The sequence below is a fragment of the Novosphingobium oxfordense genome (genome assembly GCF_044029435.1).
GTDB lineage: Bacteria > Pseudomonadota > Alphaproteobacteria > Sphingomonadales > Sphingomonadaceae > Novosphingobium.
This window is the reverse complement of the sequence record NZ_CP147005.1, coordinates 908,053-932,403: the sequence shown is the minus strand read 5'-3', so window position 1 is coordinate 932,403 and position 24,351 is coordinate 908,053. Positions and strand designations below refer to the sequence as shown.

General features: G+C 65.2%; 21 protein-coding genes. 7 read left to right on the top strand and 14 right to left on the bottom strand.

Annotated features, from left to right (window positions below; translation table 11 throughout):
* The 3 genes from WBP07_RS04230 to WBP07_RS04220 all read right to left on the bottom strand — a co-directional run bounded on the left by WBP07_RS04230 (nucleotide 1) and on the right by WBP07_RS04220 (nucleotide 2,475).
* On the bottom strand, nucleotides 1–1,011 hold the full coding sequence (locus WBP07_RS04230; RefSeq protein WP_395394452.1) for a 2-hydroxyacid dehydrogenase: 1,011 nt from the start codon (nucleotides 1,009–1,011) through the stop codon (nucleotides 1–3).
* A gap of 138 nt (nucleotides 1,012–1,149) precedes the next feature.
* Nucleotides 1,150–2,175: a L,D-transpeptidase gene (locus tag WBP07_RS04225; protein WP_395394451.1), complete on the bottom strand. Its 1,026-nt coding sequence runs from the start codon at nucleotides 2,173–2,175 to the stop codon at nucleotides 1,150–1,152.
* A gap of 36 nt (nucleotides 2,176–2,211) precedes the next feature.
* The gene (locus WBP07_RS04220) at nucleotides 2,212–2,475 is read right to left on the bottom strand and encodes a GlsB/YeaQ/YmgE family stress response membrane protein (RefSeq protein ID WP_395394449.1); all 264 of its coding nucleotides are present in this window, start codon (nucleotides 2,473–2,475) and stop codon (nucleotides 2,212–2,214) included.
* Nucleotides 2,476–3,046: 571 nt separating this feature from the next.
* Between WBP07_RS04220 and WBP07_RS04215 the strand changes: the two genes are divergently transcribed.
* Nucleotides 3,047–5,725 carry an HAD-IC family P-type ATPase gene (locus tag WBP07_RS04215; protein WP_395394448.1) on the top strand — a complete coding sequence of 893 codons (2,679 nt, stop codon included), beginning with the start codon at nucleotides 3,047–3,049 and terminating at the stop codon, nucleotides 5,723–5,725.
* A gap of 88 nt (nucleotides 5,726–5,813) precedes the next feature.
* Here the strand turns inward: WBP07_RS04215 and WBP07_RS04210 are convergent, their stop codons facing one another.
* Entirely contained in the window at nucleotides 5,814–6,452 is a 639-nt protein-coding gene (locus WBP07_RS04210; RefSeq protein WP_395394447.1) for a GNAT family N-acetyltransferase, read from the bottom strand.
* Nucleotides 6,453–7,277 (bottom strand): universal stress protein, encoded by an 825-nt coding sequence (locus WBP07_RS04205; RefSeq protein ID WP_395394446.1) that lies wholly within the window; start codon nucleotides 7,275–7,277, stop codon nucleotides 6,453–6,455.
* A 128-nt stretch (nucleotides 7,278–7,405) separates the two neighbouring features.
* Between WBP07_RS04205 and WBP07_RS04200 the strand changes: the two genes are divergently transcribed.
* The gene (locus tag WBP07_RS04200) at nucleotides 7,406–8,074 is read left to right on the top strand and encodes a hypothetical protein (protein WP_395394445.1); all 669 of its coding nucleotides are present in this window, start codon (nucleotides 7,406–7,408) and stop codon (nucleotides 8,072–8,074) included.
* Nucleotides 8,075–8,173: 99 nt separating this feature from the next.
* Here WBP07_RS04200 and fabI read toward each other — a convergent pair whose 3' ends face one another.
* The 6 genes from fabI to WBP07_RS04170 all read right to left on the bottom strand — a co-directional run bounded on the left by fabI (nucleotide 8,174) and on the right by WBP07_RS04170 (nucleotide 14,931).
* Nucleotides 8,174–8,923: an enoyl-ACP reductase FabI gene (gene fabI / locus WBP07_RS04195; RefSeq protein WP_395394443.1), complete on the bottom strand. Its 750-nt coding sequence runs from the start codon at nucleotides 8,921–8,923 to the stop codon at nucleotides 8,174–8,176.
* 24 nt (nucleotides 8,924–8,947) lie between these two features.
* On the bottom strand, nucleotides 8,948–10,156 hold the full coding sequence (locus tag WBP07_RS04190) for an ABC transporter permease (RefSeq protein ID WP_395394442.1): 1,209 nt from the start codon (nucleotides 10,154–10,156) through the stop codon (nucleotides 8,948–8,950).
* Nucleotides 10,156–10,890, bottom strand: coding sequence for an ABC transporter ATP-binding protein (locus WBP07_RS04185; protein ID WP_395394440.1), 735 nt, complete (start codon nucleotides 10,888–10,890; stop codon nucleotides 10,156–10,158). The genes WBP07_RS04190 and WBP07_RS04185 overlap by 1 nt, the downstream gene beginning before the upstream one ends.
* Before the next feature lie 7 nt (nucleotides 10,891–10,897).
* Nucleotides 10,898–12,229 carry an efflux RND transporter periplasmic adaptor subunit gene (locus tag WBP07_RS04180; RefSeq protein WP_395394438.1) on the bottom strand — a complete coding sequence of 444 codons (1,332 nt, stop codon included), beginning with the start codon at nucleotides 12,227–12,229 and terminating at the stop codon, nucleotides 10,898–10,900.
* Between the two features lie 2 nt (nucleotides 12,230–12,231).
* Nucleotides 12,232–13,674, bottom strand: a complete 1,443-nt coding sequence (locus WBP07_RS04175; RefSeq protein WP_395395720.1) for an efflux transporter outer membrane subunit — start codon at nucleotides 13,672–13,674, stop codon at nucleotides 12,232–12,234.
* Between the two features lie 201 nt (nucleotides 13,675–13,875).
* Nucleotides 13,876–14,931 carry an NAD(P)-dependent alcohol dehydrogenase gene (locus WBP07_RS04170; RefSeq protein ID WP_395394437.1) on the bottom strand — a complete coding sequence of 352 codons (1,056 nt, stop codon included), beginning with the start codon at nucleotides 14,929–14,931 and terminating at the stop codon, nucleotides 13,876–13,878.
* Between the two features lie 131 nt (nucleotides 14,932–15,062).
* Here WBP07_RS04170 and WBP07_RS04165 point away from each other — a divergent pair, with 131 nt between their 5' ends.
* On the top strand, nucleotides 15,063–15,959 hold the full coding sequence (locus WBP07_RS04165) for a LysR family transcriptional regulator (RefSeq protein WP_395394436.1): 897 nt from the start codon (nucleotides 15,063–15,065) through the stop codon (nucleotides 15,957–15,959).
* Between the two features lie 14 nt (nucleotides 15,960–15,973).
* On the opposite strand, the gene WBP07_RS04160 is transcribed toward WBP07_RS04165, so the two are convergent.
* Together WBP07_RS04160 and WBP07_RS04155 are read right to left on the bottom strand one after the other, a co-directional pair.
* The gene (locus WBP07_RS04160; RefSeq protein ID WP_395394435.1) at nucleotides 15,974–16,963 is read right to left on the bottom strand and encodes an aldo/keto reductase; all 990 of its coding nucleotides are present in this window, start codon (nucleotides 16,961–16,963) and stop codon (nucleotides 15,974–15,976) included.
* 148 nt (nucleotides 16,964–17,111) lie between these two features.
* The gene (locus tag WBP07_RS04155) at nucleotides 17,112–20,348 is read right to left on the bottom strand and encodes a CHASE domain-containing protein (protein WP_395394434.1); all 3,237 of its coding nucleotides are present in this window, start codon (nucleotides 20,346–20,348) and stop codon (nucleotides 17,112–17,114) included.
* A 163-nt stretch (nucleotides 20,349–20,511) separates the two neighbouring features.
* Between WBP07_RS04155 and WBP07_RS04150 the strand changes: the two genes are divergently transcribed.
* Nucleotides 20,512–20,886: an Hpt domain-containing protein gene (locus WBP07_RS04150; protein ID WP_395394432.1), complete on the top strand. Its 375-nt coding sequence runs from the start codon at nucleotides 20,512–20,514 to the stop codon at nucleotides 20,884–20,886.
* Nucleotides 20,887–20,967: 81 nt separating this feature from the next.
* Here WBP07_RS04150 and WBP07_RS04145 read toward each other — a convergent pair whose 3' ends face one another.
* Nucleotides 20,968–21,600 carry a DNA-binding response regulator gene (locus tag WBP07_RS04145; RefSeq protein WP_395394431.1) on the bottom strand — a complete coding sequence of 211 codons (633 nt, stop codon included), beginning with the start codon at nucleotides 21,598–21,600 and terminating at the stop codon, nucleotides 20,968–20,970.
* 150 nt (nucleotides 21,601–21,750) lie between these two features.
* Between WBP07_RS04145 and WBP07_RS04140 the strand changes: the two genes are divergently transcribed.
* The 3 genes from WBP07_RS04140 to WBP07_RS04130 all read left to right on the top strand — a co-directional run bounded on the left by WBP07_RS04140 (nucleotide 21,751) and on the right by WBP07_RS04130 (nucleotide 24,331).
* Nucleotides 21,751–22,725, top strand: coding sequence for a hypothetical protein (locus WBP07_RS04140; RefSeq protein WP_395394430.1), 975 nt, complete (start codon nucleotides 21,751–21,753; stop codon nucleotides 22,723–22,725).
* A 13-nt stretch (nucleotides 22,726–22,738) separates the two neighbouring features.
* On the top strand, nucleotides 22,739–23,209 hold the full coding sequence (locus WBP07_RS04135) for a hypothetical protein (RefSeq protein WP_395394429.1): 471 nt from the start codon (nucleotides 22,739–22,741) through the stop codon (nucleotides 23,207–23,209).
* Between the two features lie 75 nt (nucleotides 23,210–23,284).
* Entirely contained in the window at nucleotides 23,285–24,331 is a 1,047-nt protein-coding gene (locus tag WBP07_RS04130) for a hypothetical protein (protein WP_395394428.1), read from the top strand.
* The last annotated feature ends 20 nt before the right edge of the window (nucleotides 24,332–24,351 follow it).

Sequence of the window (24,351 nt, the reverse complement as noted above, 5' to 3'; positions counted from 1 at the left end):
TCAGTTCCGGCGTTCGACCCGAACCGGATAAAGCGGCGCACCGGTATCCTCGAACGCGCTGATGTTGCCGATGGTGGTGCCCGCGATCGCCGACATGGCCTCACGCGTGAAAAAGCCCTGGTGCCCGGTGATCAGCACGTTCGGGAACGTCATCAGCCGCACGAAGACATCGTCGCGGATCACCTGTTCGGACAAATCCTCGAAGAAAAGGTCCTCCTCTTCCTCGTAGACGTCGAGGCCGACGAAACCGATCCGCCCGCTTTTCAGCCCGGCAATCACTGCACGGGCATCCATCACCGCACCGCGGCTGGTGTTGATGAGCATCACGCCGGGCTTCATCGTTCCGATCGCCTCCCGATTGATCAGGTGGCGCGTATCCGGCGTGAGCGGGCAATGGAGCGTGATGATGTCGCACGTCGCCATCAATTCCTCACGCGGGACGTAGCGGCCGCCGATCTCCGCCAGTTCGGGCGTCTCGAACGGATCGCTGGCCAATACCTCGCACCCGAAACCCTTGAGTATGCGGGCGACGTTGATGCCGATCTTGCCGGTGCCGATCACGCCCGCCACCTTGCCCTTCAGGTCGAAGCCCAGCAGCCCCTCCAGCGCGAAGTTGCCTTCCCGCACGCGGGCGTAGGCCTTGTGGATCTTGCGGTTCAGGCAGAGGATCAGCGCCACGGCATGTTCGGCGATGGCATCGGGCGAATAGGCCGGCACGCGGCCGATCTCCATGCCGAAATCCCGCGCGGCATCAAGGTCCACATTGTTGAACCCGGCGCTGCGCAGCGCGATCAGGCGAACGCCCTGTTCGGCCAATATCGCCAGTTCCTCCCGCCCGAGGTGATCGTTGACGAACGCACAGACGGCGTCGTGCCCGCGCGCCAGATCGGCGGTGGCCGCGCCAAGCCGGGATTCGTACCACGAGAAACGATGGCGCCCGCCAGCATCCTCGTTGGCCTGTTCCAGGAATTCACGGTCATAGGGGCGCGTGCTGAAAACGGCGATCTTCACGCAAGTTCTCCTGAAGTCATGAAGAATTTCAAGGGAGACGGTTCATGACCTTACAATCCCCGGCGACGCTGTCGATTGCCATCGACGATGTGTGCTGGCCGCAAGCCGATCCGATCGGAAAACGCTTCGACCTGCCTGTCAGGGGGTGGGTTTCACCGCGTCGATCACGGTGAGATGTTCAAGCGGCTCCGCCCCCACGCGCGAGTCGGTGACCAGGATAGTGGCCCCCGGCGACAGCGCAGCCTTGACCTTCTCATAGAAACCGCGCGGCAGGCGCAGGCGGTTGAGCACGGCTTCGTCTACCACGCGCCCGTCATCCTCGGCATGGCCGGGCAGGCCGACATAGACCCATTCCGGCTTGCCGTTGCGGGTGATCAGCGTGATCACGTGGCTGCCGTGATCGTCGTCCGCGATCTCCGCCACGCTGCGGCCGATCTCGGTCCCGTTGCGCAGCACGACCACGCGCTGGTCCAGCTTCGACACGATGATCGAAAGCGGCCCTTCGCGCTGCAATTCCGGTTGCCAGCGGTATGGCTCGCTGCCGTTCAGCGGAAGGTGGGAGGTGGGCCGCCCCTTATTGTCGAAAGGGACAAGCAGGCTGTTGTCGCTGGTGCGCATGTGCGTGGCGGCGTCACCCTCCACCACCACGGTCACGCCCAGCTTGGTGATCGAGAACAGTTCGCGCGCGAATTCGTAAGGCATGTGCACGCAACCATGGCTTTCGGGATAGCCCGGTAGTCCACCCGCATGCAGGGCCACGCCATCCCATGTCAGCCGCTGCTGATAGGGCATGGGCGCATTGTTGTATTTGCTGGACCGGTGCTTCGCATCCTTCTGAAGGATCGTGAAGACACCGGTGGGCGTTGCATGGCCGTCCTTGCCGCTGGACACCGTGGTGGCGGCGATGCGCACGCCGTTGCGGTAGACCAGCGCGATCTGCTTGGAGAGATCGACGTAGACCATCACCGGTCCGGAAGGCGAGACGGTGGGCGCCCAAACCCATTCACCGGGCTTGAGATGCTCCATCCGCCGCGCGAATTCAGCAGGCGATGTCGCCTTGGCACCCTGCGCGAGTGCCGGACCCGCCCAGTTCGTAATTGCCAATACCAGCGACGCGGCCAAAATCCGTGACTTGCCGGGCTTCAGCCCCGTTCCTGCTTTCATCCGGTCCTCTGCAAATCCACGCCGAAACCCGTTCCCTCAGCGCACTTTGCCGCGCTGCACGAGATTGACGATGGCAAGAAGGATCACCGCGCCGAAAAAGGCAATGATCAGGCCGGTCAGAGAGAATTCCTTGACCGATCCGCCGATGCCGAACCGATTGGCAACGAAATTGCCGATCACCGAACCGACGCAACCGACGACGATGTTCCAGAGAATGCCCATCGACGCATCACGGTTCATGACAAGGCTGGCCAGCCAACCGGCAACACCACCCACGATCAACGCGATAATCCAGCCCATGCCTACCTCCTGAACTCGCCCAGCCGCCCAAGACCATCCCGGACGCACCGAAAGTCCTGAATTACGAAAGATCATCGAATTACGAGCAGAACACGTGCCGCGCAGACTGCGCCCTGATCTTGCGATCGTCAATCGATACTGCGCATTTTCACTTGGATTTCCAAACTATCCGCGCAGAACTGCCCGCCTGATCGCCATCAGTTCGGGGCCGCGCAGCGCAGATTGCTTCACCGCAGGCCGCGCTCGCACCTCACAGGCTGAACGCCCAAGAAACGAAAGAATGGCAAGAGAAATTCGGGTTCGAAATGCGAAACCCCGAAGAACAGCACGAGGCGAATTCCTTGCGGAAAGCGCCTTCGGCATGTTTCTGAGTGAAGCCCGCCTTGCCTTCGTCACGATCCAATGCCAAGTTATTTCATGGCATTAAGCTTGCCACGCCGGGCGTTGTATATTGCCCGGCCATATATTCTCCCAAGCGCCGTCCCGCTGCGACGGGCCTGAAAGGGATCCTGCCGGCCTTGCATTGCCGGATCGCCGTTCGATCACCGCTTCCGTCCCCCCGGGAGGTTCGATGCAGACTGACACGCTTCGCAACTGGCATGCCCTGGATATCGGCGAAACCCTTGCCACACTGGAAACCGGGCCAGACGGCCTGAGCGAGGAAGAAGCCGCCCGCCGGCTCGCCGTCCATGGCCCGAACGCCCTGCCCGTCACGCGCGGCAGAAGCCCGGTGCTGCGCTTACTGGCGCAGTTCAACAATGCGCTGATCTACTTCCTGCTGGCCTCCGCCATCGCCGCGCTGCTGCTGAACCACGCGATCGACGCGCTGGTGATCGTGGCGGTGGTCGTGGTCAACGCGGTGGTCGGCTTCGTGCAGGAAGGCCGCGCCGAAAAGGCGTTGAGCGGGATGGAAAGCCTGGTCTCCGACCATGCCCATGTCGTGCGCGCGGGCATTCGCGAAAGCGTGGACGCCAGCACGCTGGTGCCCGGCGACGTCGTGATGCTGGAGGCGGGAGATCGCGTGCCCGCAGACTTGCGCCTGATCCGCGTGCGCGGCCTCGCCATAGAGGAAGCCGCGCTGACCGGGGAATCGGTAGCGGCGGAGAAAGTGGAAGCGCCGGTGGAGGCCGATGCCCCGCTGGCGGACCGTACGCCCATGGCCTATTCAGGCACGCTCGTCGCGCGCGGGCAAGCGAGCGGGGTCGTCGTCGCCACCGGCACCGGCACCGAGATCGGCCGCATCAGCAAACTCTTGCGTGCCGTGCCCGAACTGGTCACGCCCTTGCTGCGCCAGATCGACGGATTTGCCTCTCGCCTGACGTTGGTGATCTTCCTGTGCGGCGTGGCGCTCTACTTCTTCGCGGTGACCTTCCGCGATTTCGACAAGGTGGACGCGCTGATCGCCGTGGTCGCCCTCTCCGTGGGGGCGGTGCCGGAAGGGTTGCCCGCCGTCATCACCATCACGCTGGCCATCGGCGTTCAGCGCATGGCTGCACGCAAGGCGGTGATCCGCAAACTGCCGGCGGTGGAGACTCTGGGCGCTACTTCGGTCATCTGCACGGACAAGACCGGCACCCTCACCCGCAACGAGATGATGGTAACCCGCGTGATCGCCGGTGAACGTGAACTTCGCGTCGATGGTGCCGGTTACTTGCCGGAAGGGACGATCGCGCCTCTCTCCGGGGACGATCCCGAAGCGGCAATTGCCTCCGCCGAAGACATCCTGCGCTGCGGCGCACTCTGCAACGATGCGCATTTGCGACTGATCGACGGCGCCTGGACGGTGACGGGCGACCCGATGGAAGGCGCGTTGATCGCGCTGGCCCGCAAGGCGGGGATCGATGACGATCGCCTCCGCCGCGAGTGGCGGCGTATCGATGAAATCCCGTTCGATGCCACCTATCGCCTGATGGCGACGCTCTGCCGCGACGATGCCGGGCGCAACACGGTCTTCGTGAAGGGCGCGCCGGAGGCGGTGCTGGCCCTCGGCGGATCGGCGGAACTGGCCGAAGACTGGGATCGCGGCATCGCGCGCGCCGCCGACCAAGGGGAACGCGTACTGGGCTTCGCCATGCGCGCATTGCCCGAAGGCGTCGACCGGCTGGACTTCGCGCTGCTGCACGGCGCGACGATGCTGGGCCTAATGGGCTTCATCGATCCCCCGCGCGAAGAAGCGCGCGTGGCGATTGCCGAATGTCGCTCCGCCGGGATCGCGGTGAAGATGATCACCGGCGACCATGCCGGAACCGCGCTGGCCATCGCGCGGCAACTGGCGCTTGCGGACGATCCCAAGGCGCTGACCGGCACGCAGATCGAGGCGATGAGCGACGAGGAACTGGCAGAGGCCGTGCCGCGCACTGCGGTCTTCGCGCGCGCCAGCCCCGAACACAAGCTGCGCATCGTGCGCGCGCAGCAATCGCGCGGCGCCATCGTCGCCATGACCGGGGACGGGGTGAACGACGCCCCTTCCCTCAAGCAGGCCGATGTCGGCACCGCAATGGGCGTCGCCGGCACGCAGGCCGCGCGAGAGGCGGCGGAGATGGTACTGCTGGACGACAACTTCGCCTCGATCGTCGCCGCCGTGCGCGAAGGGCGCACCGTCTACGACAATATCCGCAAGGTGATCGCCTGGACCCTGCCGACCAACGGGGGAGAGGCGATCGCCGTGGTGCTGGCCATCCTCGTCGGCTTTGCCCTGCCGATGACGGCAACGCAGATCCTCTGGATCAATCTGGTCATGACAGTGACGCTCGGCCTCGTCCTTGCGTTCGAACCTGCCGAGCCGGGGATCATGGAGCGCCCTCCCCGTCGGCGCGACGCTCCGCTGCTGTCCGCCTTCCTCCTCTGGCGCGTGATCTCCGTCTCGGTGCTGTTTTCCGCCGTGCTGCTGGCCATTTTCTTCGGCGCACAACGCATGGGCGACACAGTGGAGGAAGCGCGCACCATGGTAGTGAACATGCTGGTGATCGCGGAAATCGCCTTCCTGTTCAACGTTCGCTACCTCCACATGCGATCGCTGAGCTTCACCGGCCTGCAAGGCACGCCGGCAGTGCTCTGGGCCATCGCCATCGCCGTCGTGGCGCAATTGGCGTTTACTTATGCCCCGCCGCTGCAGAAGATATTCCACACGCACCCGCTCTCGATCCGCGACGGCGCCGTGCTGATCGCGATTGGCGTGGCGATATTCTTCGTGCTGGAAGGCGAGAAGGCGCTGATGCGCAAGCTCGGCTGGTTCGAGGAACTGCTCTAAGTTTTTGGCTTTCCGCGTTTTCCGAGTCATCAGGTGATTCCACCTGATTAGAAAACACTCTAGCGCCTCGCCGAAAGACGCCGAACCTTCAGGCCGGGATCGCCGCCGTCGAGAATGGCGAGAGGACGGACCAGCCCAAAGATTCGTAAAGCGCGCGCCCTTCCTCGGTCGCGACCAGCAATTCGGGCGCTGCCGTCGAGACCCTGTGCCCCTTCAACGTGTGCATGACGATGTTGCCCAGGCCCTTCCTCTGGTGCCCGGGATCGGCCACGATCCGATCGTAGATGAAGACGCCCATCGCCTCCACGGCATAGCCGCTGGCCGCCAGCGCATCGTCTTCGGCCACGATGCGCACGGCGGTGGTCGGCCCATCTCGGTCGATCTGAAGGCGGTAGCCGTTCGGCAGCGGCCTTGACGCCGCCTTCGGAGCTTGCGCGATCATGAAGTAGCCTTGCGGCTGGAGAACCCATGCAGGCGTCAGCTCTGCCAGCAGATCATCCGCCGCCCCGCAGAGCTTCAGGAAATGCTGCGGTTGCGACACTTCGCGGCCGAGTGCCCGCAATCCGTCACAGCGCTGCGCGAAGACCCATCGGCGCCTCTCTGCGGGCAAGTTCGTATCCACCCGCAGCCCGCCTCGATCGGCGAGGGGCAAAGGCAGGCCGCGTCCGATCGATCGGGCAGCCAGCCACGCAGCGATCAGGGCATCATGTGCAGGAGCCTGGGTCATTCAATCGGCGGGAAGCCGCACGACCAGAGTGTCCGGCCGAACCCACGATAGCAGAGAGGATGCCCGGCTGCCGACCGTCACCTGCCGCAGGCCGCCGCCGCCCTGCGTGCCCAGCGCGACAAGATCGGGCTCATAGTCCTCGATCGCCTGCCCGAACGCCGTCTCCGGCTCTCCATTGGCAAGTATCGGCTCGATGCGTCCCGGCGCGATTCCGGCGAAATCGTCGGAACCGAGGAATTCGGCCATTCCGGCCTCTGCGCGGGCCAGCGTCTCCTCGCGCACATGCTCGGCCACGCCCCAGCCTTCGAAGCCGACATGGAAGACATGGACCACGCGGATCGCCGCCTGCGGGAACAGCCGGGCTGCCGCCAGGATCGCCGCTTTAGACGCCGCGCCGAAATCGGTGGGAATCAGGATGCGCCGATAGAGCCCGCGCTGGCGCTGCTTCACCACCAGCACCGGCACGTCCGCATGGCGGATCAGGTAATCGACTGCGGTGCCCAGGAAATAATCGGAAATCTGATTGTAGCGCGCCACGCCGGCGACGATCAGCGCGCCCCCTTCCTCCACCGCGGTTCTGGCGATCGTTGCCGGCGGCGAGCCTTGCGGCAGCAGTATCGCGGCGCCATCGCCAAGGTCCGGCAGGGTTTCGCGCACGCGGTGTTCCAGTTGCCCGGAACTCAGCCCGGCGTGCCCTTCGGACTTCACGACGTGGACCACTTTCACGGGCCTGCCAAGATCGCGGGCCAGTTCGAAAGCCCGGTCCACGGCGCGGTCGCTGCGCGCGCTGAGATCGGTTGTGGCGATGATCGGGCCCTGCTGCATCCTGGTTCTTCCGATGAAAATCGATCGCTCTCCAATGACCTATCGCATCTGCGGAGCGAGGTCACGCTTGCAAGTCCGCCCCGCGAATGGTTGCATCCCGGTGCCCCGAAACGCCGGCAGGGAACAGCATGACCGAGGAACCCCACCCCATCGGCCGCAAGCAGGCGCTGGTGACCTATGCGATGCTGGCGGCGATGGCCTTCGAACTTGCCGGCCTGTTGTGGTCAGCACGGTGGGTGCAGGCCGTGCTGGTCGTCGCCCTGATGCTGGTGATCGCCTTGCCGGTGATCCATCGGCGCGGCGTGATCGCCATCGTTCCGGTGGAAATCCAGGTCTGCACCGTGATCTTCATTTTCGCGACGCTGTTCCTGGGCGAGTTTCGCGATTTCTACGGCAGGTTCTGGTGGTGGGATCTGGTACTGCACACATGCTCGGGCGTGTTGCTGGGGCTGCTGGGTTTCCTCCTGCTCTATCTGCTGAACGAGACGGAGGCCGTGGACATGGCCCTGCGCCCGGCGTTCCTGGCATTCTTCGCCTTCTGCTTCGCGGTGGCGCTGGGCGCCCTATGGGAAATCTTCGAGTTCGCGATGGACCAGATCTTCGGGATGACCATGCAAAAGCCGATGCTGGGCGATCCATCGGGGCTGACCGACACGATGTGGGACCTGATCGTCGATACCATCGGCGCGCTCATCGCCAGCTTGGGCGGCCTGATCTACCTGCTGCGCGCCCGCAAGGAGGGGCGAAAGGATTGGCTGCACCGGTTCGTGGAACGCTATCCCCGGATGTTCAACTAGAGCGTTTTCTAATCAGGTGGAATCACCTGATGACTCGGAAAACGCGGAAAACCAGGAACTTAGAGCGGTTGATCCGATGCGATCGGATCGGAAACTGCTCTAACCGCCGATCACGTTGTATCCGCTGTCGACATAGACGGTCTGCCCGGTGACGAAGCGCGCCTTCGGCCCCAGCAGGAAGGCCGCCATGTGACCCACCTGCTCTATGGTCACCAACTGGTGCAGCGGCGCCTTGTCCGAGGCGAGACGGATCAGCTCGTCCAGATGCGAAAGCCCCGATGCGGCCCGCGTGCGCACCGGCCCGGTGGACAGGGCGTTGACGCGAATGCCCTGCGGCCCAAGCTCTTCCGCAAGGTAACGCACGCTGGCCTCCAGCGCGGCCTTCACCGGCCCCATCAGGCCATAGCCGGGCACGACTTTCTCGGACCCGTAGAAGCTCATCGTCAGGATCGAACCGCCTTCCTTCATCAGCGGTTCGGCATGGCGCGCCAGCCGGATCAGCGAGTGGCAGGAGACGTCCATCGCCGTGCAGAACCCTTCCACCGAACTGTCGACGACGCGGCCGTGAAGGTCCTGCCGGGGCGCGAAGGCGATGGAGTGGAGCAGGAAGTCCAGCCCACCCCAACGCGCTGCGATCTCGGCGAAAAGTGCCTCCACTTGCGCCGGGTCGGTCACGTCCAGCGGTGCGAAGATCGGCGCTTCCAGTTCCTGCGCCAGCGGTTCCACGAAACGGCGGGCCTTGTCGTTCTGGTAGGTGACGGCCAGTTCCGCGCCATCGGCGCGCAAGGCTGCCGCACAGCCCCAGGCCAGCGACTGGTCGTTCGCCATGCCCACGATCAGTCCGCGCATCTGCCGCCTCCTTCGTGTGAAGTGCTATTCGTGTCGCAATGCGTCGATAGGATTGAGGCTGGCCGCCCGTCGCGCCGGGAAGTAGCCGAAGATCACCCCGATCGCCGCCGAAACCGCGAATGCGCCAAGGTTGACCGCGGGATCGAATATCCATGGCACATTCATCAGCGGCACCGCCACCGCCACCACCAGTTGGGCCAGCACCAGCCCGATCAATCCGCCCAGACAGGACAGCACGATCGCCTCCACCAGGAACTGCATCAACACCTCGCTCGCCACCGCGCCGATGGCAAGGCGGATCCCGATCTCCCGCGTGCGCTCCGTCACCGAGACGAGCATGATGTTCATGATGCCGATCCCGCCGACTACAAGGCTGATCGCGGCCACGGCGGCAACGATCTGGGTCAGCATCGTGGTCGTCTGCGTCAGCGTGTCCGATATCTGCTTGGTGTCGAAGATATTGAAATCGTCTTCCTTGCCCGCCGTGATGCGGCGCCGTTCGCGCAGCAGGTTGGTCAGCGTCGACTGCACCTGCTCGCTGGAATAGTTGTCATCGATGCCGACCAGGATGGTCCGGATCGTGGTGGTGCCCAGATAGCGCCGCTGCACGGTCTTGAGCGGCATGATCACGGTATCGTCCTGATCGCCGCCGAAGCCGGCCTGCCCCTTGGTGCTGAGCAGGCCGATCACGTCGCAACTGACATTGCCCATGCGGAAGCGCTTGCCCACCGGATCGGCATTGCCGAACAGGTTGCGCGATACGGTGGAGCCGATGATGCACACCGCCTTGCCGGCGGATTCCTCATCCGCCGAAAAAAGCCGCCCTTCCTGCAGGGGCCAGGGGGAGATCTTGAAGTAGTCCGACGTGGTGCCGTTGATCGTGGTGGACCAGTTCGCACCTTCGAAGATCGCGGTCGCGCTGGAAGAGACGGAGGGCGCCACCGCCGTCACCCCGCCGACCTGCTGGCGGATGGCCGCGATATCGGACAGTTCGAAATCGCGCGGGGTAGAACCGCCGCCGCCGCGCCCGAAGCCCTGCCCAGGGCGAACCTGCAGGATATTGGTGCCCAGCGCCGCGATCTGCTGCGTCACCGCCGCCGTCGTCGCCTTGCCCAGCGTCACCATCGAGACAACCGCGCCCACGCCGATGACGATGCCCAGCATCGTCAGCAGCGATCGCAGCACGTGGCGGCGGATGGAGCGCAGGGCGAGGAGGAAGATCGTGCCCAGCATCAGCCCGGTGCCCCCGTTTCGGTGTCGGAAACGATGGCGCTGCCCTGATCGATGCGGTCGATCAGGCCATCCTTGAAATGGACGATCCGCCGGGCGAATTCGGCCATGTCCGGCTCGTGGGTGACCATCAGCACGGTGATCCCGGAATCGCGGTTGAGCGTGGAAAGGAACTCCATGATTTCCACCGATCGCTGGCTGTCCAGGTTGCCGGTGGGTTCATCCGCCAGCAGCACCTCGGGATTGGTGACGATGGCGCGCGCGATCGCCACGCGCTGTTGCTGGCCGCCGGAAAGCTCGCCCGGAGTGTGGCCCGCCCAGTCGGCAAGGCCCACCCGGTCCAGCGCATCCAGCGCCATCTTGCGACGGTCCTGCTTGGCGTCTCCGCGATAGAGCAAGGGCAGTTCCACATTCTCCAACGCCGATGTGCGCGCCAGCAGGTTGAAGCCCTGGAATACGAAGCCAAGGTGCTTGCGCCGCAGCAGCGCGCGCTGGTCGCGGTCCAGCGTTTCCACATGGTGCCCGTGGAACCGGTATTCGCCCGAAGTCGCCACGTCGAGACAGCCGAGGATGTTCATCATCGTCGACTTACCGGAGCCGGACGGCCCCATCACCGCAACGAAATCGCCCGCCACGATGTCCAGGTCCACGCCCTTCAGCGCCCGGAACGCCGTCTCGCCGCTGCCGAAGACCTTGGTTATCCCGCGCAGGGAGATGATCGGGCCGGTGTCGGCCATCCCAGCCTCAGCTTCCGCTCGATGCAAGCTGGCCGGTGATGACCTGCATGCCGGGCTTGAGATCGCCGCCGGTCACTTCGGTCTGCTGGCCATTGCTGGAACCGGTGACGATCTCCACCGCCTGCGGCTTGCCATCGGCGCCCAGCACGTAGATCGTCCGGCGCGATCCGCGTTCCAGCGTGGCGCTCTTGGTGGCGGACTGGCCACCGCGCCGCGGCGGGCGGAAGCTGATCGCCTCGGTCACACCGCCGGACTTCTTGCCGGCGCTGGTCGTCTGCGGCGCGAAAGACAGCGCGGCATTGGGGACCAGCAGCACGTCGTTCTTGTCCGAAGTGACGATCTCCGCCGTCGCGGTCATGCCCGGGCGCAGGCGGAAATCGGCGTTGGCAACGGAAAGATCGGCCGCATAGGACACCACCTGCCCGCTGGAACTGGTGGTTGTCGTCGAAGACGAACTGGACGATGTGGCGGAAGATACCGTCAGGTTGGAGCCGATCTCCACACGGGTGATCTTGGCTGGAAAGGATTCGCCGGGGAAGGCATCGACCGTGAAAGTTGCCGCCTGCCCCTGCTTCACGGTGCCCACGTCCGCCTCGTCGATCGCGACTTCCAGCTTCATGCTGCTGAGATCTTCGGCAATCACGAAAAGCGTGGGCGTGTTGAACGAGGAAGCGACCGTCTGACCGGGATCGACTTCGCGCGCGAGCACGACGCCGGACACCGGCGAGACGATCAGCGCGCGGGAGCGCTGGGTCTGGCTCTGCGCCAAAGTCGCGCGTGCGGCCTCCACATTGGCTTCCGCCGTCTTCACCGCCGCCTGCGCGCGCTGCACATCGGCACGGCCGGTCTGCAATTCGGTCCTCGACGGAACCTTGCCGCCGGACAGCCGCGAAACTTCCTCAAGCCGGGCAAGTTGTGCCTGCGATTCCGCCAGCGTGGCCTTGGCCTGCGCGACCTGGGCCTGATTCGCGTTCATCTGCGCCGTGTACTGGCGGATCTGATCCTCGATCTGCTCGGGATCGATTTCGGCGAGGACCTGCCCCTTCTCCACCCGGTCGTTCACGTCGACCAGCACTTTCACGACAAGGCCCGAAAGCTGAGAGCCCACCGTCACCTGATTGGTCGGCGCCAGTTTGCCGGTGGCGGAAACGGTGGTGACCAGATGGCCCTTTGCCGCCTTGGTGGTGGCGTAGCTCGCCTTCTCGCCGCCGCCGAAGCATTGGGAGAGCAGCAGGGCCAGCAGGACCACCAGCGCCAGCGCCGTCCACGGCACCCACTTGCGCTGCCAGATCGGGCGCTTGTCCGTGCCCAGGAATTCGTCGAGGGTCTGGTCGGCCATGCTCAGTTCGTTCCCTCTGGCTTTTTGACGAGCGCGGTATAGTCGGCATCAGGGTCCCAGCCCCCGCCGAGCGCGTTGTAGAGCGAGATCACCGCAGCGGCGCGATCGGCATGGGCCTGAACCAGCCCGTTGCGCGCGGAAACCAGCGCCGCTTCCTGCGTGTTCAGCGTGGTGAAGTCGGTAAGGCCGGAGCGATATTGCATCCGCGCCAGCAGCGCCGAATTGTTCGATGCGTCCAGCGCTTCGGCAAACTGCTTCTCCCGCGCTTCGGCGGACTGGAGCGCGACAACCGCATTCTCGACATCTTCCATCGCGGTGAGGACGGAGGACTTGTAGGCCGCAAATGCCCCATCCGCCGCCGCCTGGCTGGAGCGGACCTGCGCATTCAGGCGGCCGGCGTTGAAGATCGCCTGGCTGATCCCGCCGAAAAGGCCGCCGGTGATCGTCTCGAACAGCCCGCCGACGCTGGCGGCATTGGTGTCGAGGCTGGCCGAAATATTGAACTGCGGATAGAGCTGCGCCTTGGAAACACCGATCTGCGCCGTTGCCGCGGCAAGGTTGCGCTCGGCGGAGCGCACGTCGGGCCGCTGGCGCAAGACGTTGACCGGAATGCCCGCTCCAAGCTGGCTCGGCCCTTCGGGGATCGGTTGCGGCGCTTCCAGCAGCGAACGCAGCGCGCCGGGGGCCTGCCCGGTCAGCACGCCGATGCGCGCCACGGCGGCACTGTACTGCTGCTCATACTGCGGGATCGTCGCCGCCGTTTGCGCACGGCTGGCGCGGGCCTGCTGCTCGTCCAGTGAGGAAACGAGGCCCGCCATGACCCGCCAGCGGGCGATCTGAAGGTTCTCGTCCTGAATGGTCAGGCTGGCGCGGGCATTGTCGATCTGCGCCTGATAGCCGCGCACCAGGATGTAGTTGCGGGCGACTTCGCTCTCCACCGAGAGCAGCGTCGTCGCGTAATCGAAGCCGGAGCCTTCGAACTGCGCTTTGCTGGCTTCGACTTGCCGTCGATTGCCGCCGAAGATGTCGAGCTGATAGCTGGCGTCCGCGCCCAGCGAGAAGCTGGTGCTGCCGCCGCTGCCCGCCACGACCACGGTGCCGTCCGGCTGGGTAAGCGTGGTGCCGCCGCCCTTCAGCGGCTCCGTCCGGTTGACGCTGCCCGATGCGGAGACCGAGGGAAACAGCGCCGCCCGGCTGATGACCAGCGATTCACGCGCCTGCCGCAATCGCGACAGCGCCTGCGCAAGATCGAGGTTGGAGGCCGCCGCCTGATCGACGAGCTGGGTCAATACCGGGTCGTCGAACGTCTGCCACCAGCGCGTCAGATCCTGGCTGGAAGGCGGCGCGGTGACCGACCACTGGTCCGGCACGCCCAGTTCGGCCGCGCTCTTCGGTGCATAGTTCGGCCCCACGGCGCAGCCTGACAGCAGGCTTGCGGAAAGCAGACCGAAAACTAGCGGAAGCGGAAGGCTTCGGACGATTGCGGCTCGCAAGTTCGCGGGACTCCGTCAGTCCTGGGGGAGCGGCAAGGTGTCCTGTGTTTTGCCTTTCCGGTCAAGGCGAAAGGCCGCAAATTAATTGTTGCAGTGTGTATCAGGCACAAAAGTAAAATGGCCGGCGGAAGGACCGCCGGCCATGGAAGCGCATCAGGCCACCGCGTTTTCCAGCGTGCTCATATCGATGACGAAACGATAATGCACGTCGGACTTCTCCATGCGTTCGTAGGCATGGTTGATCTCGTCCATGCGGATCATTTCGACTTCCGGCAGGATGTTCTTTTCGGCACAGAAATCGAGCATTTCCTGCGTTTCGGCGATGCCGCCGATCAGCGAACCGGCCACGCGGCGGCGGCCGAAGATCAGCGGGGTGGTGATCGGTTCGTCAACCGGGCCGATCTGGCCGACCAGCACCAGGCTGCCGTCCACGTCCAGCAGCGGCAGATAGGGGTTCAGGTCGTGCTTCACCGGCACGGTGTCGATGATGAAGTCGAAGCTGCTGGCAGCGGCCTTCATCGCTTCGGCATCGCTGGAGATCAGCACGCGCGCGGCGCCAAGATCTAGCGCGTCCTTTTCCTTGCCGGGCGAGCGGCTGAACACGGTGACGTCCGCGCCCATCGCCGCGGCCAGCTTCACCGCCATGTGGCCCAGTCCGCCAAGGCCGATCACGCCCACGCGGCTGCCTTCGCCCACGTTCCATTCGCGCAGCGGCGAATAGGTGGTGATGCCCGCGCAGAGCAGCGGTGCGGCCTTCGCCACGTCCAGCCCTTCGGGCATGGTCAGCACGAATTCCTCGCGCACGACGATATCGCGCGAATAGCCGCCCTGGGTGACTTCGCCGGTCACCTTGTCGCGGCCATTGTAAGTACCCACCCAGCCGTTGCGGCAATAGTTCTCGTGGTCGCGCTCGCACTGGTCGCAATGGCCGCAGCTGTCGACGAGGCAGCCGATGGCCACGGTGTCGCCCACCGCATGGCGCGAAACTTCGGGGCCGACGGCGGTGACGCGGCCGACGATCTCATGCCCGGGAACGATCGGGTAGACGCTGCCGCCCCAGTCGTTGCGCGCGGTGTGCAGGTCCGAATGGCAGACGCCGCAGTAGAGAATTTCGATGGCAACGTCGTTGCCGCGCAGTTCGCGGCGATCGAATTCGTAAGGGGCGAGCGGCGTCTCGGGAGACTGGGCGGCATAGCCGATGGTCTTCATGGGAAATCCTTGGAAGGAGAAATGGCACGCGAAGGAGAGATGTGCCGCAATGCAGCATTGTCTTTATAGGGTTGCGCCGCGCAAACGAAAACCGGAGGAAATCTCAATGCAATCATGATAGAGCTTCATGAATGCAACGCGAACACATGGCCGACCTTATCGCCTTCATCGCCGTCGCCGATGAAGGCAGCTTCACCCGCGCCGCCGCCAAGCTGGGCACATCGCAATCGGCACTGAGCCACACGATCCGCCGGCTTGAAGCGCGGCTGGGCGTCCGCCTGCTGGCCCGCACCACCCGCAGCGTCGCGCCCACCGAGGCCGGCGAACGTCTGCTGGCCAGCCTACGCCCGGCCTTCACGGAAATCGACCAGAGCCTCACCTCCATCAGCGAGCTGCGCGAACGGCCCGCCGGTACGATCCGCCTGACCACGACCGAGCACGCCGCGCACGAACTGCTCTGGCCCTCGCTCCGCCCCTTCCTCGAACGCTATCCCGAGATCAATGTGGAGGTCAGTGTCGATTCTGGCCTGGCCGACATCGTCGCCGATCGGTTCGACGCCGGCATCCGCCTGGGCGAATCCGTGGCGCGGGACATGATCGCGGTGTGCATCGGGCCGGAAATGCGGCTGGTGCCCTATGCCGCGCCCGAATACATTGCTCAGCGCGGGTTGCCGGAAACGCCCCACGATCTTTCCCGCCACCAGTGCATCAACTTGCGCTTCCGCACGCGCGGCAATCTCTACGCCTGGGAATTCGAGAAGGACGGCCGCGCGCTCAATGTGCGGGTGGACGGGCAACTGACTTTCAATTCGATGCCGATGATCCTGAAGGCCGCACTCGACGGGGCGGGTGTTGCCTTCATGATGGAATCTTATGCCCGGCCCTATGTCGAATCCGGGCAGCTGGTTTCCATGCTGGAAGACTGGTGCCAGCCCTTCCCCGGCTATCACCTCTACTATCCCAGCCGCCGCCAATCGTCCGCAGCATTCCGCCTGCTGGTGGATGCGCTGCGCTATCGCGGCGGCTGAGAAAGCAATCTGGATCAGCGGCCGGTGGTCGCCATCAGTTCCGGCGGATAGCGATCGCCCTCCACCACGATCGCGTCGGCAGCGGTCTGGAGTTCAGACAGTTCGCTGGCGGAGAGTTCGACATCGGCGGCGGCGATGTTCTCCTCCAGCCGGTGCAGCTTGGTGGTGCCGGGGATCGGCACGATCCAGGGCTTGCGCGAGAGCAGCCATGCCAGCGCGATCTGCGCGGGGGTGGCGCCCTTGCTATCGCCCACGCGCTTCAGCAGATCGACCAGCGCCTGGTTCTTTTCCATCGCCTCCGGCGTGAAGCGCGGCAGGCGGGCGCGGAAATCGCCCTCCGCCAATTGGTTGGAGGCATTCATGGCACCGGTCAGGAACCCTTTGCCCAGCGGCGAATAGGGGACGAGGCCGATGCCCAGTGCCTCGCACGTATCCAGAATGCCGTTGGTTTCCGGGCCGCGCGTCCACATCGAATATTCGTTCTGCAACATCGCCACCGGCTGCACGGCATGGGCGCGGCGCACCGTCTCCGCCGCTGGTTCGGACATGCCGAACCAGCGCACCTTGCCGGCATCGATCAGGTCCTTCACCGTTCCCGCCACATCCTCGATCGGCACGGCGGGATCGACACGGTGCTGGTACAACACGTCGATCACATCGATACCCAGCCGCTTCAGCGAGGCATCGGCGACCGCGCGGATCTGCTCCGGCCGGCTGTTCAGGCCCTGCATCTCTCCATCGACGATGTTGAAGCCGAACTTGGTGGCGATCGCCACCCGGTCGCGCACCGGGCGCAGCGCCTCCCCCACCATTTCCTCATTGGTGTAGGGACCGTAGACTTCGGCCGTATCGAAGAAGGTGACGCCGCGATCGACCGCGGCGCGGATCAGCGCCACGCCGTCTTCCTTGCGAACCTTGGTTCCGTATCCGAAATCCAGCCCCATGCAGCCGAAGCCGATGGCCGAAACGTCCGGACCGATACTGCCGAGTTTGCGCGTCTTCATGCGAAATCCTTTCACGTGATGCGCCCGGGGCCGAGCCTCGGGAAGCGCTGCAAATCTAGGGTATCGTGCCCGGGAAGATTAGCGCGGGCAATCCGCAAGCAGCCATGAGCATGGCTCATCAATCGGCCGGCATCTCGATCGGGCGGCGTCAGAGTCCGCCGGGCAGGACTTCGCGCGCGAATTCGCGCAGTACGGCGGCCAGCGCCTCCAGCCGTAGCGGCTTGGTGATGTGCGCCTGCATCCCGGCATCCAGCGCAGCCACCGTATCTTCCGGGAAGGCATTGGCGGAAAGCCCGACGATCGGCAATTCGCCCGCGCCGATCCCCGCCTCCCGCAAGACGCGCGCGGCTTCGTGCCCGCCCATGCGCGGCATCTGGATATCCATGAGGACCAGCGCGTAAGGCTCCGCCTCCCCTCGCGCGGCCATGATCCGGGCGACGGCTTCCTCGCCGTCCTCCGCAAATTCATGCGGCACACCCAACCGGTCCAGCATGGCGGCGGCAACCATGCGGTTGACCTGATTGTCCTCCACCACCAGCACGCGGCCGGCAAGGCCCAGTTCCTCGCCCCCCGCTTCCTCGGCCCCGCGCTCGTCCGCGCCGAAGCCCATGCGCAGCGGCAACCGCAAAGCAAACGTGGCGCCCTTCCCGGCGATGCTTTCGACATCGACCGAACCGCCCATCAAGGTCGCCAGCCTGGCGCAGATCGCTAGCCCAAGGCCAGTGCCGCCGAACCGTTCGTGGATGGAGGAATCGGCCTGGGTAAAGCCGTCGAAAATGCGGTTCTGGCGGTCCCGCGCGATGCCGATGCCGGTATCGCTGACAGCGATCAGCAATTGCCGCCCACCGCCCGTCCGTTCCACCCGCGCGGCCAGCGTGACCTTGCCCGCCTGCGTGAACTTGATGGCGTTGCTGAGCAGGTTGTCGAGGATCTGGCGCAGGCGCAGCTTGTCCCCCCGTATCCATTGCGGCACTGCCGGATCGATCGCGTCTTCCAGCGCGATCTCCTTGTCGGCGGCGGCTTGGCGGAACATTTCCAGCGAGCCGCCCAGCAGATCGCGCAAGTCGAAATTGCGCTCCACCAGTTCCAGCCGCCCGGCATCGATCTTCGACAGGTCCAGGATGTCGTTCAACAGGCTCATCATGTTGCGCCCGGAATCGAGGATCACTTCTACCTGCTTATGCTGCTCGCCCGGCAACCCCGCGCGCTGGAGCAGTTCCGCAAAGCCCAGCACCGCGTTCATCGGCGTGCGGATGTCATGGCTCATGTTGGCAAGGAAGGCCGTCTTGGCATCGGCGGCGGCGCGGGCCTCGTCACGGGTGCGCAGCAGTTCGTTGCGCAGTTCGGCTTCCTCGGTACGGTCCGCAAGAACGCCGAACAGCCCCGCCGGCCGGCCGCCCTCGTTCGGCTCTACATGCGCCACAACCTCGACATAGCGCAGCGCCCCGTCCGCACGGTGCATGCGGGCGGCGAAGCGGCACGGCGTGCCATGCTCGCGCGCGGCCAGGATCGCGGCGGAGACGATCGGGCGATCCTCCTCCACGTAATAGCCCAGAACTTCCTGCGCCGTGGGTGTCTCGCCCCGTTCCGCGCCGTGGATGCGGAACAGCTCTTCCGACCACAAAAGCTTGTTGGTGGCGAAATCCAGCCGCCAGTGGCCGACATGGAAAGTCGCCTCCGCCAGCATCAGCAGGCGATTGCTTTCGTTGAGGTTTTCCACCGCCAGCCGGCGCTGTTCTGCCACCCGGGCGACTTCGCCCGTCGCCCGGTCCACCTCGCGTGAAATCGTCGCCTCGCGCCGTACGAAATGGCCTAGCAACAGACCTAGCAGCAAAGTCACCAGCCCGCCCCCCAGCAGCACGCTGAGCGGCTCGTTCGACAGCGTGCGGTCAACGAAAGAAGGTAGGCTGGTCCAACGCAAGGTCCAGCGCCGGCCCGCGATATCCACATTGGCCATGCGCACGAAAAGCGGGTTTTCGCCGATCGCATCGGCACCGGCCGAATAGAGCAGGTGGGCGGGATCGGCACTGTCCCCATCGAAAACTTCCAGCGCGAAGTCCTGTCCCTGCCGCGAGGTGAGCCCGGCGAATATTTCGTTCACGCCGATCGGGGCATAGACCCAGCGAAAGCCGTTCTTTTCGCCATCATGACCATGGGCGGAGCGGCCCAGGGGCAGGATCAGCAGGAAGCCGGGTGCCGGCGGATGGTTCTGCAACAGCGCGATCGGCGCCGTCATCGTCAGGGCGCCGGTGCTGCGCGCCCGTTCCAGCGCCTCTCGCCGGTGCTTCTCGAAACCCAGGTCGAGGCCATAGATCTTGCGATTGCGCTCCAGCGGGGCGACCAGCGTGACCATGAAGTGTTCGGAACGCGCGGCACCGGGCGGTAGCGGGGGAAGCGCCATGCCGTCCCGCGCGGCATTGGCGGCAAGCCGCGCAAGATCCTCCGGCCCCGCAGCCTCGATCGTGCCGATGCCGCGCATGCCGGTCAGATGCCGCTTGATGCCGGTGGCAGCCACGTAGTCGACCCAGCGCCGCTCATCCATTTCCGGACTGACGGTGAGCACGCCCGCGGCCCCGTCCAGCGCCTGCGAATAGATTTCGAAACGACGGTCCAGCGCCTGCTCGGTCTCGTTCGTCAGCGCGAAGAAGCTGGCATGGGCCCGCGCGAACTGCTGCTCCGCGCTGTGCTTCCACAAAGTGAACGTGGCGCCGATGGACAGAGCCAGGCAGATGGCGACGATGCCGGTGACCCCCCGCATCGGCCGCGTCCGCCACCGCAGCGACACGGGCGAGCGGGGTGAGAACAGCAACGTCGGCAGAACCACCGCAACGCCCAGCACGTCGCCAAGGTACCAGGTCCACCAGTTGCGCAGCGCCTGCGCCGCATTGACCTGCCCTTCCAGCGCCAGCAGGACCACACCGTTGGTTGCGCCGATCAGGCATGGAGCGAGCACGACCAGGCCAAGGAATGCCGCCGTGCGGCGCAAATCCGTCAGTTCGACACCAGCCCGGAAGTGACGCCGCAGCAGCGTGGCGGCGACAAACGCCTGAAGGCAGGCGCCCAGTCCCAGGACCAACCCGGTGGTCAAGGCATCCGGGAAAGCGGCCCGGACCGGACCATTCGCCAGCGCGGGCCAGAGGTTGATCGCCAACGATCCCAGCCAGACCCCCGGCCAGCAGCGCCGTCCCCAAACCAGCAGCCCCGCCAGGGCCACCCCCGAAGCGGGCCAGATCAAGGTTGCATAGCCCGGTGGAATGGCAAGGTCGCGCCCTACCGCTCCGCCCAGCGTATAAGCCACGGCGATCGTCGCGATCCGCGCCAATAGCTGGCCGATGGAGCCATTTGGCGCCTTATTGCGCGAAAGGAACCGAGCCATGCCCGTCATGACCGATCCGTACCGCGATTTCGGGCGCCACCTTGCCTGTTGCAGAGTGCTTTTCCCCCGGTATCATTGCCCTACCGGTCGACAGTGGCGAACTGAATGACATGGTGTCGCAAAATGGAACGATCCGGCAGATAATGCCGGACGGTCGCGCTGGAGTTCGATCATGTTGGAGACTGCCGACCCGCCGCTCATCGATGAAGCGGAACTTGCGCAATCGCTGGATTCGCTGGGTGAGGAACGGCTTGTGCCCATTCTTCAGGCTTTTGCGGCAACGGTCGTCGGCGAAGCCGGGGACGTGGTGAACGCCGCCTCCGCGCATGAACCCGATCGGGCGCGGCGAATGGCCCACGCGATCAAGGGCGCGGCCTTCAACCTGTCTGCCACTCGCCTGGCCCGCGCGGCCGAGGCGGTGGAGAAGATGGACGCGTCGGCAGACCTTTCCCCGGACGCGCCCCTGTTTGCCCAGCTGACCGCAGCCGCGCGCGAAACCGGCGATTGGATCGCGCTGCGGTTTCCAGAGTTAATCAGGCCAGCGTAAGCAGGGCCGACATACTTTGGGGCTGCCGCCATGGCAGCCCGCCCGTCTGCCCATCTCTCAGGCCACCTCTCAGGCCGCCCCTCAGGCCGCTTCGTCCGCTCCGTGGCGCAGCGCCAGCAGGGCCTGCGAACGGTTGTGCACGCCCAGCGCCCGATAGATCGCCGAAAGGTGCGACTTGATGGTCGGCTCGGTCAGGCCCAGGCTGTAGGCGATCAGCTTGTTGGACTTGCCCTGCGCCAATTCGGACATCACGCGAAGCTGCGCGGGCGAAAGCCGCCCTATCGGCCGTTCGCCCTGATCCTCGCGCTGGGGGAACCAGGTGCCGCCTTCCAGAATGACGGCGATCGCCGATTTCATTTCCGCCAGCGGCGCAGTCTTGTTCAGGAAGCCCCGCGCGCCCAGCATCGCCGCCTTGGCGGGCAGATCGGACGCGGCGTTGCCGCTGACCACCAGCACCGGCAAGCGCGGCGCAACGGCCTGGACCGCCGCAAGGTTGGCAAGGCCCTGACAGTCCTTCAGCGCAAGGTCCAGAAGCAGCGCGTCAAAGCTTTCCGTGCGCAGCAATTCCTGAATTCCAGCCAGCGTTTCGGCCGTGGAAATCAGCATGGAATTGTCAACTGCGTGAACAGCCGCGGTTAACGCCGAGACACAAATCGGGTGATCATCGGCAATTATCAGTCGTCGAATCAAGTAAGCCCCCCTGGTGTTCCCCATCGCGCAACTGCCCGGTGTTCCGCGAAAATCCGCCCCTTAATCGCTGTGTACATCCGAAAGTATGTTCGATCCAGTAACGATTGCATACCTTGGTATGAACCGATGCAGATGGAAAGGTTTCGCTAACCAGCCCGGTTCACCTCACGAGGTATGACTTACGCGCAAACCCGTATTGCATCCAGCATCGCCGTCCTTGCGGCCGTGCTTGCCGCCCAGCAGGCCCAGGCCGCAAATGTGGCGGCCGGGACGCTGATCCAGAACACCGCATCGGCCAGTTTCACCACCGGAACCGCCACCCGCACGGTGGATTCGAACACGGTCACCGTTAAGGTGGATGAGCTGCTGGACGTGACGGTGGTTTCCAAGGACAGCGCGCCGGTCTCGATCGCTTCGGGCAGCGCGGTGCTGACGTATCAGCTTACCAATACCGGCAACGGGCCGGAGGCGTTCAACCTGACCGCCAACCCCACGGTTTCCGGCAACCAGTTCACCACCACGGTCACCTCGATCGCTTACGACAGCAATGGCAACGGCGTTTACGATGCCGGCGTCGACACCGTGCTGGCCGCCGGCACGGCGACGCCCTCGGTCGATCAGGACAAATCGCTCACCCTCTTCGTGATCGTCACCGGCCCCAATGCCATGACCGATGCGCAGACCAGCAAGGTCAACCTGGCCGCCAGCGCCGTTACCGGCAGCGGCACGCCGGGCACCACTTTCACCGGCAAGGGTCAGGGCGGCGGGGACGCCGTAGTCGGCGCATCGGGCGCCAGCGCCAATGCCAACGGATCGCTGGTGGCCAGCGTCGCCAGCGTCGCGCTCGTGAAGTCCGCCATCATCGCAGATCCGTTCGGAGGCACCCAGCCTGTGCCGGGCGCGACGGTGACCTACAAGCTGGTCGCCACCATCGGCGGCAGCGGATCGATCGCCGACCTGCGGCTGACCGACGTGATCCCAACCGGCACGACCTACACCGCCGGCACGCTGAAGCTGGACACCACCACGCTCAGCGACGCGGCCGACAGCGACGCCGGCAAGGCCTCCGCCAGCGGCATCGACGTGCTGGTTGGCACGGCGGCAGCCGGCAGCACGCATACCGTCACTTTCAACGTCACCATCCAGTAAGGGTCGCCAAGCGATGAACCGCAACATTCTTGCCTCCGCTGCCGCTCTCGCGCTCGGCCTTGCGCTTGCCGGTCCGGCCATGGCGGCCGAGCCCGTTTCGCTGAAGGGCGATGTGCAGGTCGAAAAGACCGTGACCGAAAACGGCGCCACGAAGACAGTGCTGGCCCCGCCGACCACCGTCGTTCCGGGCGACAGGCTGCTGTTCACCACGCGCTACAGCAACGATGGCGACAAGCCGGTCGACAACTTCGTGGTCACCAATCCGCTGCCCGCGCCAGTGAGGCTTGCGGCAGATGAAGGCGGCTACGACGTCTCGGTCGATGGCGGGAAGTCCTTCGGCAAGCTGGCCACGCTGACCGTTGCCGATACCGCCGGCGCACGCCGTGCCGCGCAACCTGAAGACGTTACGCATATCCGCTGGACGCTGGCGCATCTGGCGCCGCACGCGGCGGGCGCGCTGGAGTATCACGCCGTGGTCCGCTGACCCCGGCGAGGGATTTCCGCCACGGGCCGCGGGCGGGGGTAGGCGCGGCCCATCATACTTGAAGGAACTTCGTTCATGACACGCACCAGCTCCCTGCTGGGTGCGGTGAGCTCGCTTGCGCTCGTCGCGCTCGGCTCCAGCCCCGCTTTCGCATCGGGGACCACGGCCGGCTCCACCATTCAGAACACCGTGACGGTCGGCTATCAGGTCGGCGGCGTCGCCCAGACGTCCAAGACCGCGTCGGACACCTTCACGGTGGACCGCAAGGTCAACGTCACCGTTACCGAAGTAGGCAGTTCGGCCACCGTCGTCTCGCCCGGCCAGGTTCAGGCGGTAAGCACGTTCAAGGTCACCAACCTGTCGAACGACACGCTCGATTTCGCACTCACTGCTGCGCAGCAATCGGGCGGCAGCGCGGCCTGGGGCGGCACCGACAATTTCGACGGTTCGAACGTGAAGATCTACGTCGACAATGGCGACGGCGTCTTCACCTCCGCCGACACCCAGGTCACCTATCTGGACGAACTGGCCGCAGACGGCGCCAAGACGATCTTCGTTGTGATGGATATCCCTGCGACGCAAGTCACCGGCGATATCGCCACCGTCGTGCTCACGGCAACGGCGCGGGCCGGCGGCACGTCGGGATCGATGGGCGCGGCGCTTACCACCAGCGCAACCAACACCACCGGCGTCGATACCGTGCTGGCCGATGCGGCGGGCGCAACCGACGCCGCCAATGACGGCGCGTTTTCGGCCAAGGATGACTTCAAGGTCAGCGCCGCCGCGCTCACCGTGCTGAAGACCAGCCGCGTGGTCAGCGATCCGGTCAGCGGGACGACCAATCCCAAGGCCATTCCGGGCGCGACGATCGAATATTGCATCTCCGTCGCCAACGCCACCGGCAGCGCCACGGCCACCAATATTGCGGTGAACGACCCCCTGCCCGCGAACGTGACCTACGTCACCAGTTCGACGCTGCTGAACGGCACCGTCACCGGCAGCACCTGCAATGCGGACGGCACTGCAGGCGGCACCTTCGCCAGCAACACGGTGACCGGCACCCTCTCGGACATCGCGGCGGGCGTCACCCGCACGCTCGTCTTCCGGGCCACGATCAACTGACGGCCACGGACTGACAGGCG

What these genes read in the sequence shown, in the direction of transcription:
- WBP07_RS04225 (WP_395394451.1), bottom strand. Translation starts at nt 2,175, where the DNA reads ATGAAAGCAGGAACGGGGCTGAAGCCCGGCAAGTCACGGATTTTGGCC.
- WBP07_RS04220 (WP_395394449.1), bottom strand. Translation starts at nt 2,475, where the DNA reads ATGGGCTGGATTATCGCGTTGATCGTGGGTGGTGTTGCCGGTTGGCTG.
- WBP07_RS04215 (WP_395394448.1), top strand. Translation starts at nt 3,047, where the DNA reads ATGCAGACTGACACGCTTCGCAACTGGCATGCCCTGGATATCGGCGAA.
- WBP07_RS04210 (WP_395394447.1), bottom strand. Translation starts at nt 6,452, where the DNA reads ATGACCCAGGCTCCTGCACATGATGCCCTGATCGCTGCGTGGCTGGCT.
- WBP07_RS04205 (WP_395394446.1), bottom strand. Translation starts at nt 7,277, where the DNA reads ATGCAGCAGGGCCCGATCATCGCCACAACCGATCTCAGCGCGCGCAGC.
- WBP07_RS04200 (WP_395394445.1), top strand. Translation starts at nt 7,406, where the DNA reads ATGACCGAGGAACCCCACCCCATCGGCCGCAAGCAGGCGCTGGTGACC.
- fabI (WP_395394443.1), bottom strand. Translation starts at nt 8,923, where the DNA reads ATGCGCGGACTGATCGTGGGCATGGCGAACGACCAGTCGCTGGCCTGG.
- WBP07_RS04190 (WP_395394442.1), bottom strand. Translation starts at nt 10,156, where the DNA reads ATGCTGGGCACGATCTTCCTCCTCGCCCTGCGCTCCATCCGCCGCCAC.
- WBP07_RS04185 (WP_395394440.1), bottom strand. Translation starts at nt 10,890, where the DNA reads ATGGCCGACACCGGCCCGATCATCTCCCTGCGCGGGATAACCAAGGTC.
- WBP07_RS04180 (WP_395394438.1), bottom strand. Translation starts at nt 12,229, where the DNA reads ATGGCCGACCAGACCCTCGACGAATTCCTGGGCACGGACAAGCGCCCG.
- WBP07_RS04170 (WP_395394437.1), bottom strand. Translation starts at nt 14,931, where the DNA reads ATGAAGACCATCGGCTATGCCGCCCAGTCTCCCGAGACGCCGCTCGCC.
- WBP07_RS04165 (WP_395394436.1), top strand. Translation starts at nt 15,063, where the DNA reads ATGCAACGCGAACACATGGCCGACCTTATCGCCTTCATCGCCGTCGCC.
- WBP07_RS04160 (WP_395394435.1), bottom strand. Translation starts at nt 16,963, where the DNA reads ATGAAGACGCGCAAACTCGGCAGTATCGGTCCGGACGTTTCGGCCATC.
- WBP07_RS04155 (WP_395394434.1), bottom strand. Translation starts at nt 20,348, where the DNA reads ATGACGGGCATGGCTCGGTTCCTTTCGCGCAATAAGGCGCCAAATGGC.
- WBP07_RS04150 (WP_395394432.1), top strand. Translation starts at nt 20,512, where the DNA reads ATGTTGGAGACTGCCGACCCGCCGCTCATCGATGAAGCGGAACTTGCG.
- WBP07_RS04145 (WP_395394431.1), bottom strand. Translation starts at nt 21,600, where the DNA reads ATGGGGAACACCAGGGGGGCTTACTTGATTCGACGACTGATAATTGCC.
- WBP07_RS04140 (WP_395394430.1), top strand. Translation starts at nt 21,751, where the DNA reads ATGACTTACGCGCAAACCCGTATTGCATCCAGCATCGCCGTCCTTGCG.
- WBP07_RS04135 (WP_395394429.1), top strand. Translation starts at nt 22,739, where the DNA reads ATGAACCGCAACATTCTTGCCTCCGCTGCCGCTCTCGCGCTCGGCCTT.
- WBP07_RS04130 (WP_395394428.1), top strand. Translation starts at nt 23,285, where the DNA reads ATGACACGCACCAGCTCCCTGCTGGGTGCGGTGAGCTCGCTTGCGCTC.